Annotated in this window: 14 protein-coding genes and 1 riboswitch; of the genes, 3 read left to right on the top strand and 11 right to left on the bottom strand. The window is 65.3% G+C overall.

The annotated features are described in order from the left end of the window. Nucleotides 1–20: 20 nt before the first annotated feature. Entirely contained in the window at nucleotides 21–422 is a 402-nt protein-coding gene (gene hisI / locus AC4D2M_RS09240) for a phosphoribosyl-AMP cyclohydrolase (protein ID WP_490891433.1), read from the bottom strand. 145 nt (nucleotides 423–567) lie between these two features. Here hisI and AC4D2M_RS09235 point away from each other — a divergent pair, with 145 nt between their 5' ends. Continuing rightward, entirely contained in the window at nucleotides 568–1,212 is a 645-nt protein-coding gene (locus tag AC4D2M_RS09235; protein ID WP_490891765.1) for a TIGR03085 family metal-binding protein, read from the top strand. A gap of 10 nt (nucleotides 1,213–1,222) precedes the next feature. Here AC4D2M_RS09235 and hisF read toward each other — a convergent pair whose 3' ends face one another. The 9 genes from hisF to aspS form a co-directional block, all read right to left on the bottom strand. Then, nucleotides 1,223–1,993 (bottom strand): imidazole glycerol phosphate synthase subunit HisF, encoded by a 771-nt coding sequence (gene hisF / locus AC4D2M_RS09230; RefSeq protein ID WP_490891431.1) that lies wholly within the window; start codon nucleotides 1,991–1,993, stop codon nucleotides 1,223–1,225. A 13-nt stretch (nucleotides 1,994–2,006) separates the two neighbouring features. After that, nucleotides 2,007–2,849 (bottom strand): ATP phosphoribosyltransferase, encoded by an 843-nt coding sequence (gene hisG, locus AC4D2M_RS09225; protein WP_490891429.1) that lies wholly within the window; start codon nucleotides 2,847–2,849, stop codon nucleotides 2,007–2,009. A gap of 80 nt (nucleotides 2,850–2,929) precedes the next feature. Beyond that, a complete protein-coding gene (locus AC4D2M_RS09220; RefSeq protein WP_490891428.1) occupies nucleotides 2,930–3,193 on the bottom strand; it encodes a phosphoribosyl-ATP diphosphatase in 264 nt (87 codons plus the stop codon). Between the two features lie 81 nt (nucleotides 3,194–3,274). Next, a complete protein-coding gene (gene ribH, locus AC4D2M_RS09215; protein WP_490891427.1) occupies nucleotides 3,275–3,766 on the bottom strand; it encodes a 6,7-dimethyl-8-ribityllumazine synthase in 492 nt (163 codons plus the stop codon). A 78-nt stretch (nucleotides 3,767–3,844) separates the two neighbouring features. Then, nucleotides 3,845–4,492: a GTP cyclohydrolase II gene (gene ribA / locus AC4D2M_RS09210; RefSeq protein WP_490891426.1), complete on the bottom strand. Its 648-nt coding sequence runs from the start codon at nucleotides 4,490–4,492 to the stop codon at nucleotides 3,845–3,847. After that, nucleotides 4,489–5,172 (bottom strand): 3,4-dihydroxy-2-butanone-4-phosphate synthase, encoded by a 684-nt coding sequence (ribB, locus tag AC4D2M_RS09205; RefSeq protein ID WP_490891425.1) that lies wholly within the window; start codon nucleotides 5,170–5,172, stop codon nucleotides 4,489–4,491. Before ribB ends, ribA begins: the two co-directional genes overlap by 4 nt. Next, nucleotides 5,169–5,798, bottom strand: a complete 630-nt coding sequence (locus tag AC4D2M_RS09200; RefSeq protein ID WP_490891424.1) for a riboflavin synthase — start codon at nucleotides 5,796–5,798, stop codon at nucleotides 5,169–5,171. Before AC4D2M_RS09200 ends, ribB begins: the two co-directional genes overlap by 4 nt. Continuing rightward, a complete protein-coding gene (ribD, locus tag AC4D2M_RS09195; protein ID WP_490891423.1) occupies nucleotides 5,799–6,917 on the bottom strand; it encodes a bifunctional diaminohydroxyphosphoribosylaminopyrimidine deaminase/5-amino-6-(5-phosphoribosylamino)uracil reductase RibD in 1,119 nt (372 codons plus the stop codon). 96 nt (nucleotides 6,918–7,013) lie between these two features. Beyond that, nucleotides 7,014–7,150, bottom strand: a riboswitch (FMN riboswitch). Between the two features lie 147 nt (nucleotides 7,151–7,297). Next, a complete protein-coding gene (gene aspS, locus AC4D2M_RS09190) occupies nucleotides 7,298–9,136 on the bottom strand; it encodes an aspartate--tRNA ligase (RefSeq protein WP_490891422.1) in 1,839 nt (612 codons plus the stop codon). 125 nt (nucleotides 9,137–9,261) lie between these two features. On the opposite strand from aspS, the gene AC4D2M_RS09185 reads away from it, so the two are divergent. Continuing rightward, nucleotides 9,262–10,500 (top strand): APC family permease, encoded by a 1,239-nt coding sequence (locus AC4D2M_RS09185; RefSeq protein WP_490891421.1) that lies wholly within the window; start codon nucleotides 9,262–9,264, stop codon nucleotides 10,498–10,500. A gap of 2 nt (nucleotides 10,501–10,502) precedes the next feature. Here AC4D2M_RS09185 and hisS read toward each other — a convergent pair whose 3' ends face one another. After that, nucleotides 10,503–11,840 carry a histidine--tRNA ligase gene (gene hisS, locus AC4D2M_RS09180; RefSeq protein WP_490891419.1) on the bottom strand — a complete coding sequence of 446 codons (1,338 nt, stop codon included), beginning with the start codon at nucleotides 11,838–11,840 and terminating at the stop codon, nucleotides 10,503–10,505. Between the two features lie 196 nt (nucleotides 11,841–12,036). Here hisS and AC4D2M_RS09175 point away from each other — a divergent pair, with 196 nt between their 5' ends. Then, nucleotides 12,037–12,810, top strand: coding sequence for a peptidylprolyl isomerase (locus AC4D2M_RS09175; RefSeq protein ID WP_490891418.1), 774 nt, complete (start codon nucleotides 12,037–12,039; stop codon nucleotides 12,808–12,810). Nucleotides 12,811–12,814 lie beyond the last annotated feature (4 nt).

The following is a 12,814-nucleotide window of genomic DNA, read 5'->3' as shown; positions in this document are numbered from 1 at the left end:
GTGTTCCTCTGCGGCGAAGCTTATGCGGAGCCGACGACGGCGGCGAGATCCCTGCCGTCGAAACACGTCCGGGTGCCGGTGTGGCACGCCGCGCCCACCTGATCCACCCTCACGAGCAGTGCGTCGCCGTCGCAATCCAGCGCGACGGATTTCACGTACTGCACGTGGCCCGAGGTGTCGCCCTTGCGCCAGTACTCCTGGCGGGACCTCGAGTAGAAGGTGACGCGACCGCTGGTCAGGGTTCGCCGAAGGGCCTCATCATCCATCCAACCGAGCATCAGCACCTCCCCCGTGTCATCGGCCTGGACGATCGCGGCGACGAGGCCGGCGGCGTCCCGCTTGAGCGCGTCGGCAACCGCTGGATCTAGCTCGGGCGTTTCGCCGGCAGCTGGGAATGTGGCGGGTTCGGGGTGTTGTGACATCGCAACTGATTCTAGTCGTGCCGGACCGGGCTGCCGCATCGGGCGCCGTGTACGGGGTGTGTGAAGTTCCCTCAGGTTCGTCCGCCGGAGCAGTACGCGCCAGAACCCGGGCATGGAGATGCTTATCATGCTATTTTCAACAGTGATGCATTTCGTTGACCCCTCCCGTGAAGTCCTAGCCGAAACTCTGCTCGCGGCCGGGCCCCACTCCCCCACGCTGTGCGACGGTTGGCAGACGAAGGAACTGGCCGCGCACCTGTACCTCCGGGGCCACAAACCCAGCGTTGGGATCGGCGCGCTCATCAAGCCGCTTTCGGTCGTCTCGGAGAAGGCAACGCGCAAACTCGCCGCCAAATCCGCATCCGCACCGGCTTACGAGGCACTTGTGAACGACTTCCGCAGGGGCCATCCGTTCTATTCTCCGATGCGCCTGCGCTCCATCGACACCAGCACCAACCTCATTGAATACTTCGTTCATACCGAAGACGTGCGCCGGGCGACCAGCAGATGGGCGCCGCGTGCCCTGGATGAGGAATACTCGAGCGCGCTCTGGGACGAACTGATCAAGCGCGCCGCCATCCTTTACCGCGGCGTTGACCTTGGCATTGTGCTTGTACGGCCGGACGGCCCGAGGCACGTCGCCAAACGCGCACCGGTTTCAGTGGCGATCGTCGGCGAGCCCGGCGAGCTGCTCATGCACGCCCACGGGCGTACCCGCCACGCGTTGGTCACCTTTGAAGGACAGCCTGACGCCGTCGCTCTTCTGGAGAGCGCCGAAGTAGGACTCTAACCTCCGGTTCTCAGCGAACAGGAAATCCGGCGTCCCGGATAGCCCTTTTCACTTCGGCGATCGCGTCGACCGGACCGAAGTGGAACACAGATGCAGCGAGCACCGCATCCGCCCCTGCGGCCACAGCCGGTGGGAAGTGTGCAGGCTCGCCCGCGCCGCCCGAGGCAATGAGCGGCACCTTCACTGCAGCGCGGACAATCCTGATCATTTCCAGGTCGAAGCCCTCGCGGGTGCCGTCGGCATCAATCGAGTTCAGCAGAATCTCTCCCACGCCGCGGTCAGCCGCCTCGCGGGCCCAGGCCACCGCGTCTATTCCGGTACCCTTCCGTCCGCCGTGCGTGGTGACTTCGAAGCCCGACGGCGTCGAGTCGTCATGGGTTCGGCGCGCGTCGAGGCTCAGCACCAGGACCTGCGACCCGAAATGGGATGTGATCTCGTCGATGACCTGCGGACGCGCAACCGCCGCGGTGTTGATGGACGCTTTGTCGGCACCCGCACGCAGCAACCGGTCGACGTCGGAAATTTCCCGGACGCCGCCTCCCACCGTCAGCGGAATGAAGACTTCCTCGGCCGTCTTCGCGACCACGTCGAAGGTGGTGGCGCGATTGCCGGAAGAGGCTGTGACGTCGAGGAACGTCAGCTCGTCGGCACCCGCCCGGTCATAGCGGTGTGCCAGTTCAACCGGGTCCCCGGCGTCGCGGAGGTCCTCGAAGTTGATTCCCTTGACCACGCGACCGGCGTCCACGTCGAGGCAGGGTATGACCCGTATTGCCACGCTCATGTTTTGCCCCGTCCTAGATCCGGCACGCGTGGATGGTGCTGACCAGAATGGCACGGGCACCGAGATCGTAGAGCTCGTCCATGATCTGGTTGGTGCTGTGACGCTTCACCATGGAGCGCACGGCAACCCACTCCGAGTCGCGCAGCGGCGAGACGGTGGGTGACTCAAGGCCCGGTGTCAGCGCCGCGGCCTGGTCGACCAGCTCCTTGCGGATGTCATAGTCGAGCAGGACATACTGCCGTGCGACGAGCACACCCTGAAGCCGACGAATCAGGATGTCCAGCCCCACGGGTGTTGCGCCCTTGCGTCCGATGAGGACCGCTTCGCTGCGCAGGATCGGCTCACCGAAGATCTCCATACCGGCGGCCTTCAGCGTGTTCCCTGTCTCGACGACGTCGGCGATGGCATCCGCGACGCCGAGGCGCACGGAGGACTCCACCGCGCCGTCCAGGCGGACCACTGTCGCCTCGACACCCTGCTCAGCCAGGAAAGCGCGCAGCAGTCCGTCGTAACTGGTGGCCAGACGCCGTCCCTCCAGTTCGGAGACGGACGCGAAGTGGCCCACCGGGCCGGCGAAACGGAACGTTGATGCACCGAAGCCGAGAGGCAGGAGCTCCTCGGCGTCCACCTGGGCATCGAGGAACAGGTCGCGTCCGGTGATTCCGACGTCGAGCGTTCCGGATCCGACGTACACCGCGATGTCGCGAGGCCGGAGGAAGAAGAATTCGATTTCGTTCTCGGGGTCCACCATCACCAGTTCGCGGGTGTCGCGGCGCTGGCGATAGCCCGCCTCGCTGAGCATTGCGGAGGCGGATTCGGACAGGGATCCCTTGTTGGGGACTGCTACTCGAAGCATGGGTTTTCCTTCGGTGAGGAGGGTTTCCTTGAAGCAGGCGTTTGCCGCGCGAGAGTTCTTCCGAGGGCTCGGGCGCGCGGCTAAAGATGCTTGTAGACGTCTTCGAGCGTGAGTCCCTTGGCGATCATCATGACCTGAAGATGATAGAGCAGCTGGGAGATCTCCTCTGCGGCTGCCTCATTCGACTCATACTCGGCGGCCATCCACACTTCGGCAGCCTCCTCGACGACCTTCTTGCCGATGCCGTGCACGCCTGACTCCAGTTCAGCCACGGTCCGTGACCCGGATGGGCGGGCGGCAGCTTTCTCGCTCAGCTCGGCAAAGAGGGTATCGAAGGATTTCACTCTGTCTAGGTTACTGGGTTCCACCGGATCCGCCGTATCGCGCCCGTTCTATGTGACGAACCTCTATCTGCCGCTATGCCTTCAGTTGCTCCATGGGCTCAGCACCGCAGCCGTTGCCAGCGCGGCAACGGTCGCCTCGTATCCCTTGTCCTCACTCGAACCGGCGAGGCCGGCGCGGTCCAGGCCCTGCTCTTCCGTGTCGCAGGTGAGCACCCCGAAGCCCACCGGAACACCGGTGCGGACGCTGACCTCGGTGAGTCCCGACGTTGCAGCCTGGCAGACGTAATCGAAGTGGGGCGTTCCGCCCCGGATGACCACACCGAGCGCGACGACGGCGTCGTAGTGCGGTGCCAGCCTCGCCGCCGCGACGGTCAGCTCGAAGCTGCCCGGTACGCGGAGCACGTCGGGTTCGATGCCCGCGTCCGCGGCGGCCCGGCGGGCGCCGTCGAGCAGTCCATCCATGATCGCGGTGTGCCAGCTGGCGGCGATGACCGCAAGCCGAACCGGCTGCTGCTGTTCCTGCTGCTGCGCGATGCTGGTGATGTCGATGGTGGGGGCGCCGTGTCCGGCCATGGTTCTCCTCTGAAATTTCAGTGTAGGAAGATGTAGGGAATTGCGGATGCGATCTGGGTGGCTCTGGAGGCCGGACGGTCAGCTCTGCTGAACGATCTTCTCCTGCGGCCTCTTGTGGAACCGTTCCTCCAGGTGGGACAGCTGGTGGTTGAGACGGTCACGCTTGGTCTCGAGGTAATGCTGGTTCTCGAGCCTTGACGGGATTTCGGACGGCACCATGGACGCCACGGTGACGCCGTACCGTTCGAGGTGCTCCCGCTTGACCGGATTGTTGCTCAACAGTCGGATTCTGGTGATGCCGAGTTTGGTGAGGATGTCAGCTGCTGCCTGGTAGTCGCGCGCGTCGACGGGCAATCCGAGCTGTTCATTCGCCTCCACCGTGTCTGCGCCGTTTTCCTGGAGGGCGTAGGCGCGGAGTTTGTTGGCGAGGCCGATTCCACGGCCCTCCTGACCACGGAGGTAAACCACCGTTCCGCCCTGCTCGTGAACCAGTCCGAGCGCCTGCTCAAGCTGTTCGCCGCAGTCACAGCGGTAGGAGCCGAAGACATCACCGGTGAGGCATTCCGAGTGCAGGCGTACCAGCGGTGCGCCATTGGCCCTGTTGGTCCCTGGCGCGGACAGCGTCAGGTGCTCCACGCCCAAGGACGCAACAATCCAGGCCTGCGCGGTGAACGATCCGAACGCCGTCGGAATGGTGACCACGGGACCCCCGGTGACCGTACTCATTCGGCGACTCCTCTGCCGCTCCCGGCGAGATAGTCCGCAAGATCCTCGATGGAAATCAGCGGCGCCCCGAAACGCGTGGCGAACTCCCGCAGCGCAGGCAGGCGCATCATCCCGCCGTCGTCGTGGGTAACCTCCGCAATGACGGCTGCAGGCTCCACTCCGGCGAGCCGGCACAGGTCGACCGCGGCCTCGGTATGCCCGGGCCGCTCACGCACGCCGCCATCGACCGCGCGCAGGGGGAACATGTGACCGGGCCGGGTGAGATCCGACGGGCTCGAAGAAGCGGAGGCAAGCACCCGCGCGGTCAGCGCCCTGTCCGCGGCACTGATACCGGTGCTCACGCCGACCGCCGCGTCGCACGAGACGGTGTACGCGGTCTGCTTGGAGTCCTGGTTGTTCAGCACCATGGCGGGCAGGTCCAGCCTGTCCGCGGTCTCTCCGGTGAGTGGAACACACAGGACGCCCGAGGTGTACCGGATAGTCCATCCCGTCAGTTCCGCGGTGGCGAACTGGGCAGCGAAGATGATGTCTCCTTCATTCTCGCGATTGGCGTCATCAACAACGACGACGGCGCGGCCCGCTGCCATGGCGGCGACTGCCGCCTCCACTGAATCCAGGCGGATTTCCAGCACGACGCCGGCAGGCGTGTCCGCTGGGCCGCTGTTTCCCTGGGCGTTCATGCGCGAACTCCATTCCCCGTGAAAGCAAGCAGGCGCTCCGCGTACTTGGCCAGCACATCCATTTCGAGGTTTACAAAATCTCCAATGCTCTTGGCACCCAGCCCCGTCTCACTGAGGGTTGTCGGAATGAGTCCAACCTCGAACCAGGGGTCCTGTACTCCCGCGTCGCTCACGGCGGTCACAGTCAGTGAGACACCGTCGACCGCAATGGAGCCCTTCTCCGCGGCATAACGGTCCAGCGGGGAAGGAAGACTGAAGCGCAGACGCTCCCAGGCGCCGAGGTCCTCGCGCTCAAGAAGCGTACCGACGCCGTCGACGTGGCCCTGCACAACGTGCCCGTCCAGCCGGCCGGTGGCCGGAACGCAGCGTTCGAGGTTGACGCGGTCGCCCTCGGCCAGCCGGCCGATGGTTGTTCGGGCCAGGGTCTCTCCCATCACGTCAACACTGATACGACCGCCATCGATGGTGGTGGCGGTCAGGCAGACGCCGTCGACTGCGATGGACCCGCCGAGGTCCAATCCGGTTGCCGTCGCACCGGCGTCGAACACAAGCACCGCGCTCGCTCCGTCCGGAGAAGGTTGGAGGGACGAAATTGTGCCCCGTCCGGAAACAATTCCTGTAAACACTCAAGGGCCTTTCACGAAGGGCGCCGGAACCGGCGCTATGGGTTTGAAATGAAGTCGGACATCGTCGCCGATCTGCGTCACTGCAGCGGCGCCGTCGGGGTCGAGACGCCACACGTGCGCATCGGTCAGCGTTGCGACGCCCAGGCGTTGGAAGGCCGGTACGCCGGCGCCGAGGAGCATGGGCGCGATGTAGGTGAAGAGTTCGTCCACCAGGTCCGCCATGAGGAAGACCCCGACCAGTTGGGGGCCGCCTTCCACCAGGACGTGCCGCACACCCCGGACGTAAAGCTCTTCCAGCGCGGCGATGGGATCGTGGGTGCGCAGGTGAAGAAAGCCCTTTCCGCGCATGGCGGCCTCTTCCGGGATATCCCGCAACCCGACGGCGACACGCAGCGGCTGGCGGTCCGCGTCCGATCCGTCGAGCGCCCGCGCCGTGAGGCGGGGGTCATCGGTGAGGACTGTGCCGGTGCCCACCAGCACGGCGTCGACCCGGGTACGGATGGTGTGCCCATCGGCGCGGGCATGCGGGCCGGTGATCCACTGGCTTGAACCGTCGGCAGCTGCAGATTGCGCATCGAGGCTCTGCGCCACTTTGACGGTGACGAACGGACGCCTGGCCTGGACGGCGGCGAGCCAGCGGCGGTTCAGCTCTGTTGCAGGGTCAGCGAGGAGCCCGCCAACCACTTCGATTCCGCGGCGGGTGAGGAGTGCGTCTCCACCGGCGGCGTCAGGGTTCGGGTCGGAGGCGGCGTACACCACGCGTGTGATGCCGGCCGCCAGGATGGCCTCGGTACAGGGGCCTGTGCGTCCGGTGTGGTTGCACGGCTCAAGCGTCACCACCATGGTGCAGCCGGTCAGGTCCACACCCTGCAGGGCCGCTTCCTTCAGTGCCGCGACTTCCGCGTGATCGGTCCCGGCACCGAGGTGGGCGCCGGCGGCAACGATCGCGCCGTCGCCGTCGAGAATCACAGCCCCCACCAGCGGGTTGGCACCGCGCACACCCTGGCCGGCAAGCAGCAGCGCGTGCTCCATGGCCATCATTTCGTGCGCGGTGAAGGCGTGGTCAGCACCGGTCATGGCGGCCTCCACGCGGAGGCGACGGCTGAAAGTCCATATCATTCCCTCACCTAGCTCTTACGGCTCCGGGGAACGACAGGCAGGGCCGGCGCCTGCGAGGGCGCGCGAAGCGCCGACGACAGGGCACAGTCGTGGCTGCACGTGCTTCTCCCATCCAGACTTTAACTGTCGGTGCCGGAATTTCACCGGCTCAACCGTTTGCTGCCCCGAAAGGCTGCACGCGGGTCGCGGACTATAACCGCCGGTTCGGAATTACACCGACCCCGGAGCACGTTGTACGACGTTCATTCTTCCATATTTTTGGACGAACGCAGGAGATGACGTTTGAAGACGTCCACCGCCGCTTTGCGCATAGCCGGATGTGGAGATAATGGCGGAAACACGCTGGCATTCCAGCATTATCTGCACACCCGGCGGCGCGGTCAGGCCTTCGCGCCGGCTTTCTCTTCAGCTTTCGGCTCTGCCGACGCCTCCGGCTTGACGCCTGCCTTCACAACCGGCTTTGCGTCCGGTTTTGCGTCGACACCTGCTTCCTTCCGCTGCTGCGCGGTGATCGGTGCAGGCGCCGCGGTGAGCGGGTCGTAGCCACCGCCGGACTTCGGGAAAGCGATGACATCGCGGATGGAATCACTGCCCGCCAAGAGGGCAACCACACGGTCCCAGCCGAACGCAATGCCGCCGTGCGGCGGCGCGCCGTACTTGAAGCCCTCGAGCAGGAAGCCGAACTTCTCCTGTGCATCCTCGGCGCTGATACCCATGACCGCGAAGACGCGCTCCTGGACATCCCGGCGGTGGATACGGATCGATCCGCCGCCAATTTCATTGCCGTTGCAGACAATGTCGTAGGCGTACGCCAGCGCGCTGCCCGGATCGGTGTCGAAGGAGTCCACGAATTCGGGCTTCGGCGAGGTGAACGCGTGGTGGACAGCGGTCCATGCGCCCGAACCCACCGCGACGTCGCCTGCCGCCACTGCGTCCGACGCCGGTTCGAACATCGGCGCGTCAACAACCCACACGAATGCCCACGCATCGGGATCGATCAGGCCGGTCCGGTGACCGATCTCCACGCGGGCGGCGCCGAGCAGCGCACGCGAGGAAGACTTCTCGCCCGCCGCGAAGAAGATGCAGTCGCCCGGCTTAGCGCCGACGGCGTCGGCCAGGCCCTCGCGTTCGGCGTCGGTCAGGTTCTTGGCAACGGGACCGCGGAGGCTGCCGTCGTCGTCGATGAGGACATACGCCAGGCCCTTGGCGCCGCGCTGCTTTGCCCATTCCTGCCACGCGTCGAGCTGCCGGCGAGGCTGGGCGGCTCCGCCGGGCATGACGACGGCGCCGACGTATGACGCCTTGAACACACCGAATTCGGTGTCCTTGAAGTACTCGGTGAGCTCAGTCAGTTCAAGGCCAAAGCGCAGGTCCGGCTTGTCGGAGCCGTAGCGCGCCATGGCGTCGGCGTAGGTCATGCGCTGGATGGGGGTCGGGATTTCGACGTCGATCAGCTTCCACAACGCTTCTACGAGCTGCTCACTGAGCGCGATGATGTCATCCTGCTCAACGAAGCTCGCCTCGATATCCAGCTGCGTGAACTCGGGCTGCCGGTCGGCCCGGAAGTCCTCGTCACGGTAGCAGCGGGCGATCTGGTAGTACTTCTCGAAGCCGCCCACCTGGAGAAGCTGCTTGAAGAGCTGGGGCGACTGCGGGAGCGCGTACCAGGAGCCGGGCGCCAGGCGCGCCGGGACCAGGAAGTCACGGGCGCCCTCGGGCGTCGACCGGGTGAGGGTTGGAGTTTCGATCTCCACATAACCGTCCGTGTGCAGAAGCTCGCGGGCAACCCGGTTGGCTTCGGAGCGCAGGCGGAGGTTAGCGTTCGGAGCGGGACGGCGGAGGTCGAGGTAGCGGTGCCTGAGGCGCGCTTCCTCACCCACCTCGACGTGCTCGTCAATCTGGAACGGCAGCGGGTCCGAGGTGTTCAGGATGGTCACCTTCTCGGCAATGACCTCGATCTCCCCGGTTGCCAGCGCCGGGTTCTCGTTGCCCTCGGGGCGCTTCTCGACGGTGCCGATGATCTGGAGCACGTACTCGTTGCGCAGGCTGGAGAACACATCCTCTTCCCGCACCACCACCTGGGCGACACCGGAAGCATCACGCAGATCGAGGAATGCCACGCCACCGTGATCACGACGGCGGGCCACCCATCCGGCGAGAGTAACGGTTTGTCCAATGTGCCCGGTCCGCAGGGAACCAAGGTCATGTGTGCGCAGCACAGCATTCCTTCCGGTGTGTGGTTAAGATCAGTGGATTAGATCGCTGGATTGAATCCCTATGTTCGAGTTTACCGCCGGATGCACTGCACTCCCGGCCACACCTCTCACGGGACGGGGGCCTCCGCATGCCGCAGGCACTGAACAGACAACTCGGCGGCTTCGATGCAACAACCGTAGGCATCGGATCAATGATCGGGGCGGGTGTCTTTGTCGTCTTTTCCCCCGCCGCAGCGGCTGCAGGCACCCTGCTGCCCCTCGCCGTCGCCCTCGCCGCGATAGTCGCCTACGCCAACGCAGCGGCGTCCGCCCAACTGGCAACGGTTCACCCGGTGAGCGGCGGAACCTACACCTATGGAAGGCGCCAGCTCGGCGAATGGCCCGGGTTCCTCGCCGGGTGGAGCTTCATTACGGGCAAGCTCGCCTCGTGCGCGGCGATGGCGCTCACGTTTGGGCTGTACGCGGTCCCCGGCTTCGAGAAGGCGGCGGGAGTGGCTGCAGTGGTGGCACTGACGGCCGTGAACCTGCTCGGTATAACGCGTACCGCGACGATGACGCGAATCATCGTGTCACTGGTGGTGCCGGTACTCGCGTTCGTCATCGTGGTTGCCTTCACACAACCCGCGAACGACGGCGGTTCGCCGGCATCCGGACCCACCGGAGTCCTGCAGGCGGCAGGGCTCATGTTCTTCGCTTTTGCCGGGTATGCGCGCATCGCCACCATGGGCGAGGAGGTGCGGGAGCCGGGACGCAACATACCGCGCGCCATCTTCGGCGCACTGGGTTTCACCCTGGCGCTGTACCTGCTGCTCGCATTCGGCCTGCTGCGTGCAGTCGGACCGGACGCCCTCGCCGAGTCGGCCGCTCCCCTGACTGAAGTCTTTTCGAGCGGTCAATCGATACCTGTGCTGGCGGTTGCGATGGCCGCTGCGCTGGCGAGTCTCGGCGCGTTGCTTGCGCTGATCAGCGGGATCGCGCGCACAACCATGGCTATGGCGCGCGAAGGTGACCTGCCGCGGGTGTTCAGCGCTGTCTCGGCGCGCCGGGCCACCCCATTCGTCGCTGAACTGGCGGCCGCCGTCGTCGTCATTGGGCTGCTGCTGGGAACAGACATTCTGACGGTGGTGGGCTTCTCCAGCTTCGGTGTGCTGCTCTACTACGCGGTGGCCAACCTCTCGGCGCTCACGCTGACCACCCGGCCCTGGTATGCGCCGCGGGCCCTGAATGTGCTCGGAGTGGTGGGCTGCCTGGTGCTGGCGTTCACTCTTCCGGTCCAGTCCGTGCTGACCATGACCGTCATACTCCTGCTAGGGCTGCTGGGCCGCGCCGCCGTGGTTCTGCTGAGGCGACGACGGCGTCACACGTAGCGTCAGCCCTGAGGCAGGACCGCCGGCCACTGATCCTCGACGGGCGGCGTCCATGACGACGGGTCAGCGGACACCTGCTCGCCTGAGCGAATGTCCTTGACCTCGTGGGTGCCGTCCTCCGAGGTGAACCAGACGAACGGGATACCCCGGCGGTCGGCGAATTTGATCTGCTTGCCGAATTTCTCCGCCGACGCTGCAACCTCCACCGGGATGCCCCGGCCGCGCAGTTCCGAGGCGACGTCCTGGGCTGCGGACCACGAGTCGTCATTGGCGAGGGTGACCAGCACCGCGGTCGGGACCTGACGGGTTGCAGTGGCGAAGTCCTGGCTCAGGATACGCGTCACCAGGCGGGTGACGCCGATGGAGAGCCCGACGCCGGGGAAGGACCGGTTGCCCTTGCTCGCCAACGCGTCGTAGCGCCCGCCTGAGCAGATGGATCCGAGGGCCTCGTGGCCGACCAGCACCGTCTCGTAGACCGTGCCGGTGTAGTAGTCCAGGCCGCGGGCGATGCTGAGATCGGCGATCACCTTCCCGGGAGCGCGTTTCGAGGCCTCGGCGATGACCTGCTCGAGTTCCGCCAGTCCCTCGTCCAACAACGGGTCTTCGACACCGAAGGCGCGCACCTGTTCAACGAACGAGGTGTCTTCGGTGCGGATCGCCGCCAGGCTGAGCGCGGCCTTAGCCTGCTCGTCCGTAGCACCCAGTTCCGTCTTCAGCAGTTCGGCAACCCGGTCTGCTCCGATTTTCTCCAGTTTGTCGATGCTGCGGAGGACACCGGGGGTGTCAGTTAGGCCGATCCCCCGGTAGAAGCCTTCCGCGAGCTTGCGGTTGTTGATGCGCAGCTGGAAATCGGGGATCGGCAGGGCACCGAGCGCCTCAGCGATCACGAGGGCAAGCTCGACGTCATAGCGGAAAGGCAGGGACCCGTCACCGACCACGTCGATGTCGGCCTGCGTGAACTCGCGGGCACGCCCCTCCTGGGGTCGTTCCCCGCGCCAGACCTTCTGGATCTGGTAGCGGCGGAAGGGGAACGCAAGATAGCCGGCGTTTTCGACTACGTAGCGGGCAAACGGCACAGTCAGGTCGAAGTGAAGCGCGAGCGAGTCATCGCCGGATACACCTGCGGCGTCCTCATCCTGCAGCCGTGATACCGCATACACCTCCTTGTCGATCTCGCCCTTGCGGAGCAGCTGCCCGACTGTCTCAACGGCGCGTGTCTCGACGCTGGAGAAGCCGTGAAGCTCGAACGTCCGTCGCAGGGTGTCCAGAATGTGCAGCTCCACGAGGCGCTCCTGAGGCAACCATTCGGGGAATCCGGACAACGAGGACTTTCGTGCCATGTAAGCAACTCTCCTTGGGCAATGACGCTTGCGTCCCCAACCAGGCGGTTCGGGATCGTGCGAGGAATCGTGAGGTAAACGGTCGGCTGTGCCTACACTGTCTGCGGCATTCATTTTAGGGGTACGTGGTGGGCCGTGCTAACCGGCGGTCCTATGCCCGAGCAACGCGAAAGAACCGTCGGATCCAGGAGGTCGCGTGGCCATTGACCGACGCGGACGCGAAATGCGCCGTCATATCAGCCAGATCGAAGCACGCCGGGAGCTGAAGCGTACCCAGGAGAAACGGCGCCGGAGGGACAGCACCGTGGCCGGCGTTGCGGCAATAGCGGTCCTGGCCCTTGCCCTCGCTCTTCAGTTGTTCTGGTTCAGTTCGAATCCCACCGCGGCACAGCTGGAAGCTCCCGGAGCTACCGAGAGCTCCACGGCCCAGCCGACAGCCAACAGCGCGAACATTCCGGATCCGTCGGTCGCCGAGGGGAAGGTATTCACCGGTTCCCTTGCCACCAGTGCCGGCGACATCGGCGTACAGCTTGACGGGAACCTTGCCCCGCAGGCCGTCGCCGTCTTCACTTCCCTGGCTGAGGAAGGCTTCTTCGCGGGCAAGACCTGCCACCGGCTGACCACCGCTGAGACCATGGGCGTGCTGCAGTGCGGATCCCTCAACGGCGACGGCGCGGGTGATCCAAACTACCAGTGGGGGCCGGTCGAGAACACGCCGGAGGACGGCGTGTACCCCGCCGGGAGCATTGCTGTGGCCCGCGGAGCAAGTACAGACAGCAACGGCACGCAATTCTTCATCGTTTACAAGGATTCGCAGATTCCACAGAACACGGGCGGATACACCATCATGGGTTCCGTGACCTCAGGACTGGACGTTGTCCGGCAGATCGCCGAAAACGGTGTGGAGGGCGGCGGCGAGGACGGAGCCCCGGCTACTCCTGTGGCGATAGACTCATTAACCCTGCAGTAATCAA

The sequence above is a fragment of the Arthrobacter sp. TJ-270 genome, from assembly GCF_058269075.1.
This window is presented reverse-complemented; position numbering and strand designations above follow the sequence as displayed.

Bases quoted from the DNA above. Each gene is read 5' to 3' on its own strand.
- AC4D2M_RS09235 (WP_490891765.1), top strand. From the start codon at position 568: ATGCATTTCGTTGACCCCTCCCGTGAAGTCCTAGCCGAAACTCTGCTC.
- ribH (WP_490891427.1), bottom strand. From the start codon at position 3,766: ATGGCCGGACACGGCGCCCCCACCATCGACATCACCAGCATCGCGCAG.
- hisF (WP_490891431.1), bottom strand. From the start codon at position 1,993: ATGAGCGTGGCAATACGGGTCATACCCTGCCTCGACGTGGACGCCGGT.
- hisI (WP_490891433.1), bottom strand. From the start codon at position 422: ATGTCACAACACCCCGAACCCGCCACATTCCCAGCTGCCGGCGAAACG.
- AC4D2M_RS09185 (WP_490891421.1), top strand. From the start codon at position 9,262: ATGCCGCAGGCACTGAACAGACAACTCGGCGGCTTCGATGCAACAACC.
- ribB (WP_490891425.1), bottom strand. From the start codon at position 5,172: ATGAACGCCCAGGGAAACAGCGGCCCAGCGGACACGCCTGCCGGCGTC.
- ribD (WP_490891423.1), bottom strand. From the start codon at position 6,917: ATGATATGGACTTTCAGCCGTCGCCTCCGCGTGGAGGCCGCCATGACC.
- hisS (WP_490891419.1), bottom strand. From the start codon at position 11,840: ATGGCACGAAAGTCCTCGTTGTCCGGATTCCCCGAATGGTTGCCTCAG.
- hisG (WP_490891429.1), bottom strand. From the start codon at position 2,849: ATGCTTCGAGTAGCAGTCCCCAACAAGGGATCCCTGTCCGAATCCGCC.
- ribA (WP_490891426.1), bottom strand. From the start codon at position 4,492: ATGAGTACGGTCACCGGGGGTCCCGTGGTCACCATTCCGACGGCGTTC.